Source organism: Streptomyces capoamus, from assembly GCF_014654935.1.
Taxonomy (GTDB): domain Bacteria; phylum Actinomycetota; class Actinomycetes; order Streptomycetales; family Streptomycetaceae; genus Streptomyces; species Streptomyces capoamus.
The window spans coordinates 88,524-94,495 of sequence record NZ_BNBF01000026.1; the positions used below are offsets into that span (position 1 = coordinate 88,524).

4 protein-coding genes and 1 pseudogene are annotated in these 5,972 nt (G+C 70.7%); 1 reads left to right on the plus strand and 4 read right to left on the minus strand.

The window, feature by feature from the left end; translation table 11 throughout:
* The 4 genes from IE312_RS31680 to IE312_RS31695 all read right to left on the minus strand — a co-directional run.
* The coding region (locus IE312_RS31680; protein ID WP_229900664.1) for an NCS2 family permease at positions 1–1,171 on the minus strand (1,171 nt) is incomplete at its 3' end.
* 155 nt (positions 1,172–1,326) lie between these two features.
* Positions 1,327–3,708, minus strand: coding sequence for a xanthine dehydrogenase family protein molybdopterin-binding subunit (locus IE312_RS31685; RefSeq protein WP_189985701.1), 2,382 nt, complete (start codon positions 3,706–3,708; stop codon positions 1,327–1,329).
* 2 nt (positions 3,709–3,710) lie between these two features.
* Positions 3,711–4,283, minus strand: a complete 573-nt coding sequence (locus IE312_RS31690) for a (2Fe-2S)-binding protein (protein ID WP_189985702.1) — start codon at positions 4,281–4,283, stop codon at positions 3,711–3,713.
* Positions 4,283–5,176 (minus strand): FAD binding domain-containing protein, encoded by an 894-nt coding sequence (locus IE312_RS31695; protein ID WP_189985703.1) that lies wholly within the window; start codon positions 5,174–5,176, stop codon positions 4,283–4,285. The genes IE312_RS31690 and IE312_RS31695 overlap by 1 nt, the downstream gene beginning before the upstream one ends.
* 417 nt (positions 5,177–5,593) lie before the next feature.
* On the opposite strand from IE312_RS31695, the pseudogene IE312_RS42695 reads away from it, so the two are divergent.
* Positions 5,594–5,972, plus strand: a pseudogene (locus tag IE312_RS42695) (PucR family transcriptional regulator ligand-binding domain-containing protein); the annotation flags it as partial.

Here is a 5,972-nt window from a genome sequence, read left to right on the forward strand (position 1 = left end):
CGACCTCCTGGGGGACGATCGCGGTGACCGGTGTGAAGAACAGGCAGGCGGCGAAGAACAGTCCGGTGACGACGGAGGCCAGACCGGTACGGGCACCCTCGCCGACGCCGGTGGCCGACTCGATGAACACCGTCTGGCCGGAGCCGCCCGCCACACCGCCGATCGCGCCGCCGGCGCCGTCGATGAACAGCGCCTTGGACAGGCCCGGCATCCGGCCCTTGTCGTCGGCGAGGTTCGCCTCGGTGCCGACGCCGATGATGGTGGCCATCGCGTCGAAGAAGCCGGCGAGCACCAGGGTGAAGACGATCATGCCGATCGTCATCGCGCCGACCTTGCCCCAGCCGCCGAACTCGACGTGCCCGAAGAGCGAGAAGTCGGGCATCGAGACGGCGCCGTGCAGTTCGGGGGCGCCGTTGGCCCACTGCTCGGGGGCGACGACGCCGAGCCCGTTGAGAACGGCGGCCACCGCCGTGCCGGAGACGATGCCGATGAGGATGGCGCCCGGGATGTTCCGGGCCTGCAGCATGAAGATCAGCAGCAGGGTGCCGGCGAAGAGCAGCACCGGCCAGCCGGTGAGTTCGCCGGCCGGGCCGAGGGTGACCGGGGTGGCCTTGCCCTGGTGGACGAATCCGGACTTGTAGAAGCCGATGAGGGCGATGAACAGGCCGATGCCCATGGTGATGCCGTGCTTGAGGGCGAGCGGGATCGCGTTCATGATCATCTCACGCAGGCCGGTGACGACCAGCAGCATGATGACCACGCCGTACATCACGCACATGCCCATGGCCTGCGGCCAGGTCATGTTCGGGGCGACCTGCGAGGACAGGACGCCGGAGACGGAGAGGCCGGCGGCGAGGGCGAGCGGTACCTTGCCGACGAAACCCATCAGCAGCGTGGTGAAGGCCGCCGCGAACGCGGTCGCGGTGATCAGCGCCTTCTGGCCGAGCGTGTCCCCCGCCGCGTCCTTGCCGGACAGGATGAGGGGGTTGAGCAGGAGGATGTACGCCATCGCCATGAAGGTGGTGATGCCGCCGCGCACCTCTCGCGCGACCGTGGATCCTCTTCTGGATATGTGGAAGTACCGGTCGAGCCAGGACCGCCCTGCCGGGACGCGGGTGCCGTCACCGGCGTCGTCGGCTGCGGTCCTCGGCTCCACTGACTGCTGGGTCATGGGCCAACTCCCAAGGTTCATAGGTGCACCCGTGCGGCGCCTTGTCCGGCACGGGATTTGGGATTGGACGACCCGGGGGACGGCCCGAGACGAACAGTGGGGGTCCGGGGGGACACGTGCCCCCCCGGACGGTCACCGGTTGGTTTTCCGAGGGTTCACGTTCCCGTGAGGTGCTCGGGCCGTACCGGAGTGCGGTTGAGCTCCAGCCCGGTCGCGTTCCGGATCGCCGCGAGGACGGCCGGGGTGGACGACAGGGTCGGTGCCTCGCCGATGCCACGGAGCCCGTACGGGGCGTGGTCGTCGGCGAGTTCGAGCACATCGACCGGGATGGTCGGCGTGTCGAGGATGGTGGGGATCAGGTAGTCCGTGAAGGAGGGGTTCCTGACCTTCGCCGTCTTCGGATCGACGATGATCTCCTCCATGACGGCCACGCCCAGGCCCTGCGTCGTACCGCCCTGGATCTGGCCGATGACGGAGAGCGGGTTGAGGGCCTTGCCGACGTCCTGGGCGCAGGCCAGCTCGATCACCTTGACCAGGCCGAGTTCGGTGTCGACCTCGACCACCGCGCGGTGCGCGGCGAAGGAGTACTGGACGTGTCCGTGGCCCTGGCCGGTGCGCAGGTCGAAGGGCTCGGTCGGCCGGTGCCGCCACTCCTCCTCGACCTCCACGGCCTCGCCCTCCAGGACGTCGGCCAGGTCGGCGAGGACCTCGCCGCCGTCGGTGACGACCTTGCCGCCCTCCAGCAGGAGTTCGGCGGTGGCCCAGGCCGGGTGGTAGGAGCCGAGCTTGCGCCGCCCGATCTCCAGGACCTTCTCGCGGACCAGCTCGCAGGCGTTCTTGACGGCGCCGCCGGTGACGTACGTCTGGCGGGACGCGGACGTCGACCCGGCCGAACCGACCTGCGTGTCGGCGGGGTGGATGGTCACCCGGGAGACACCCAGCTCCGTGCGGGCGATCTGCGCGTGGACGGTGACGCCGCCCTGGCCGACCTCCGCCATCGCGGTGTGCACGGTCGCCACCGCTTCGCCGCCCACGACCTCCATGCGCACCTTGGCGGTGGAGTAGTCGTCGAAGCCCTCGGAGAAGCCGACGTTCTTGATGCCGACCGCGTAGCCGATCCCGCGTACGACGCCTTCGCCGTGCGTGGTGTTGGACAGGCCGCCGGGCAGCTGCCGTACGTCGGCGCCCTCGCTGGACTCCCACTGGCGCTCGGGCGGCAGGGGCATCGCCTTGACGCGGCGCAGGAGTTCGGCGACGGGGGCGGGCGAGTCGACGGGCTGGCCCGTCGGCATGATCGTGCCCTGCTCCATGGCGTTGAGCTGCCGGAACTCCACCGGGTCCATGCCGAGCTTCTTCGCCAGTTTGTCCATCTGCGCCTCGTAGGCGAAGCACGCCTGGACCGCGCCGAAGCCGCGCATGGCGCCGCAGGGCGGGTTGTTGGTGTAGAGGGCGACGGCCTCGATGTCGACGTCGTCCACGACGTACGGCCCGACGGACAGCGAGGAGGCGTTGCCGACGACCGCCGGGGAGGCGGAGGCGTAGGCGCCGCCGTCCAGGACGATCCGGCACTTCAGGTGGGTGAGCTTGCCGTCCTTGGTGGCGCCGTGCTCGTAGTACAGCTTGGCCGGGTGACGGTGGACGTGCCCGAAGAAGGACTCGAACCGGTTGTAGACGATCTTGACGGGCTTGCCGGTGCGCAGTGCCAGCAGGCAGGCGTGGATCTGCATCGACAGGTCCTCGCGGCCGCCGAACGCCCCGCCGACGCCGGCCAGCGTCATGCGCACCTTCTCCTCGGGCAGGCCGAGGACGGGCGCGATCTGGCGCAGGTCGGAGTGGAGCCACTGGGTGGCGATGTAGAGGTGGACGCCGCCGTCCTCCTCGGGTACGGCGAGGCCGGACTCCGGGCCGAGGAAGGCCTGGTCCTGCATGCCGAAGGTGTACTCGCCCTCGACGATCACATCGGCCCGCGCGCGGGCCTCCTCCACGTTCCCCCGGACGATCGGCTGGCGGTGCACGATGTTCGGGTGCGGGACGTGCCCGATGTGGTGGTCGTCGCGGCCCTCGTGGACGAGGATCGCGTCCGGGGCGAGGGCGGACTTCTCGTCGGTGATCACCGGGAGTTCGCGGTAGTCGACCTTGATCTTGGCGGCGGCGCGGCGGGCCGTCTCGGGGTGGTCGGCGGCGACGATGGCGACCGGCTCGCCGTGGTGACGTACCTTGCCGTGCGCGAGGACCGGGGTGTCCTGGATCTCCAGGCCGTAGTTCTTCACCTCGGTGGGCAGGTCGTCGTACGTCATGACGGCGTACACGCCCGGCAGGGCGAGGGCCTCGGAGGTGTCGATCGAGACGATCTCGGCGTGTGCGACGGTGGAGCGCAGGATCTGGCCCCACAGCATGTCCTCGTGCCACATGTCGGACGAGTACGCGAACTCGCCGGTGACCTTGAGGGTGCCGTCCGGGCGGAGTGTGGACTCGCCGATGCCGCCCCTGGTCTTCGACCCCTGCGTGATCTTCGTGGGTGCGCCGTTGGCCGGCATGCTCAGACCCCCTCGGACTGGCGGGCGGCCGCGAGGCGGACCGCGTCCATGATCTTCTCGTAACCGGTGCAGCGGCACAGGTTGCCCGACAGCGCCTCCCGGATGTCGGCGTCGGTCGGGTTCGCGTTGCGCTCCAGGAGTTCGTCGGAGGCGACGAGCAGACCCGGGGTGCAGAAACCGCACTGGACGGCGCCGGCGTCGATGAAGGCCTGCTGGATCGGCGACAGTCCGGTGCCCTCGCCGGTCTGCGAGTCGGTGCCCTTGGCCTGCCACCCCTTGGCCTCGTCGAGCGGGGTGCCGCAGGAGCCGGTGCCGCACGCGCGCTGCCTGGCGTAGTCCGCCAGGCCCTCGACGGTCACCACGTCACGGCCCTCGGCCTGGCCGGCCGCGACCAGGCAGGAGCAGACCGGCACGCCGTCCAGGCGCACGGTGCAGGAGCCGCACTCGCCCTGCTCGCAGGCGTTCTTCGAGCCCGGCAGGCCGAGGCGCTCGCGCAGCACGTACAGCAGGGACTCGCCCTCCCAGACGTCGTCGGCCTCCTGCGGACGTCCGTTGACGGTGAAGTTGACACGCATCACGCAGCTCCCTCGGCTGTGCGGCGGGCGCCGCGGTACGACTCCCAGGTCCAGGTCAGCGTCCGGCGGGCCATCACGCCGACCGCGTGGCGGCGGTAGCTCGCGGTGCCCCGGACGTCGTCGATCGGGTTGCAGGCGGCCGAGCACAGGTCCGCGAACCGCTTGGCGAGCGACGGGGTGATGATCTTGCCGTTGTCCCAGAAGCCGCCCTCCTCCAGGGCCGCGTCCAGGAACTCCTCGGCGGCCCGGGCGCGCACCGGGGTGGGGGCGGCCGAGCCGATGCCGGTGCGGACCGTACGGGTCTCGGGGTGCAGGGCGAGGCCGAAGGCGCACACGGCGATGACCATGGCGTTGCGGGTGCCGACCTTCGAGTACTGCTGCGGGCCGTCGGCCTTCTTGACGTGCACCGCGCGGATCAGCTCGTCGGGCTGGAGCGCGTTGCGCTTGACGCCCGTGTAGAACGCGTCGATCGGGATCAGCCGGGTGCCGCGGGCCGCGGACGCCACCTCCACCTCGGCGCCGGCCGCGAGCAGGGCGGGGTGGGCGTCACCGGCGGGCGAGGCCGTGCCGAGGTTGCCGCCGACGCCGCCGCGGTTGCGGATCTGCGGGGAGGCGACCGTGTGCGAGGCGAGCGCCAGGCCCGGCAGCTCGGCGCGCAGCTCCTCCATGATCCGGGTGTACGGGACGGAGGCGCCCAGCCGTACGGTGTCCTCGCCGACCTCCCACTGGTAGAGGTCGCCGACGCGGTTCAGGTCGAGGAGGTACTCGGGCCGGCGGTGGTCGAAGTTGATCTCGACCATCACATCGGTGCCACCCGCAATCGGCACAGCGGTGGGGTGCTCGGCCTTCGCGGCGAGCGCCTCCTCCCAGCTGGCGGGGCGAAGGAAGTCCATGACCGGCTCTCTTCTTCGTCTCAGTGCTCGTGGAGTCGTACAGATTGAGCCAATCCGTGTGCGGCGGGCCCGGCTCGTTCATGTGCTGTTAACGCGGAGTGGACTCAGTACACCGCCCTGTACTCCGGCGGGGTCAGTCACCGAAACCATGAAGGAGTTCGCTGGCCAGGGCGAGCATCTTGTAGATTCGTATGAACGGAGGTCATCCGTAACCTCTCCGTTTTCCTCGGGAAACGCAGGTAACGGCGCGGCACGCCCGGTTTCCGGCCGGTGCGGCCCGCCACCGGGTCCCGTCCCGGCCCCCCTCCAAGATTCATCGTAGGTTTCGAGACAAAGAACGGCGGCGACGAGATGCGGCTGCGCGCACTGCTGGACACCGACGCGCTGGGCCTGCGGCTGCTCGGCGGCGAGAACGAGCTGGACCGCACGGTCCGCGGGGTCATGACCACCGACCTGCGCGACCCGAGCCGCTACCTCTCCGGCGGCGAACTGGTGCTGACCGGCCTGGCCTGGCGCCGGGACGCCGACGACTCCGAGCCGTTCGTACGGATCCTGGTGCAGGCCGGGGTCGCGGCCCTCGCCGCCGGCGAGGCCGAGCTGGGCGATGTGCCCGACGACCTGGTGCTGGCCTGCGCCCGGCATCGGCTGCCGCTGTTCGCGGTGCACGAGTCGGTGGCGTTCGCCACGATCACCGAGCACGTGGTGCGGCAGGTCTCCGGGGAGCGCGCCGGCGACCTCGCGGCCGTCGTGGACCGGCACCGCCGGATGATGACCTCCGGCCCCGCGGGCGGCGGCC

Bases quoted from the DNA above. Each gene is read 5' to 3' on its own strand.
- IE312_RS31685 (WP_189985701.1), bottom strand. From the start codon at position 3,708: ATGCCGGCCAACGGCGCACCCACGAAGATCACGCAGGGGTCGAAGACC.
- IE312_RS31690 (WP_189985702.1), bottom strand. From the start codon at position 4,283: ATGCGTGTCAACTTCACCGTCAACGGACGTCCGCAGGAGGCCGACGAC.
- IE312_RS31695 (WP_189985703.1), bottom strand. From the start codon at position 5,176: ATGGACTTCCTTCGCCCCGCCAGCTGGGAGGAGGCGCTCGCCGCGAAG.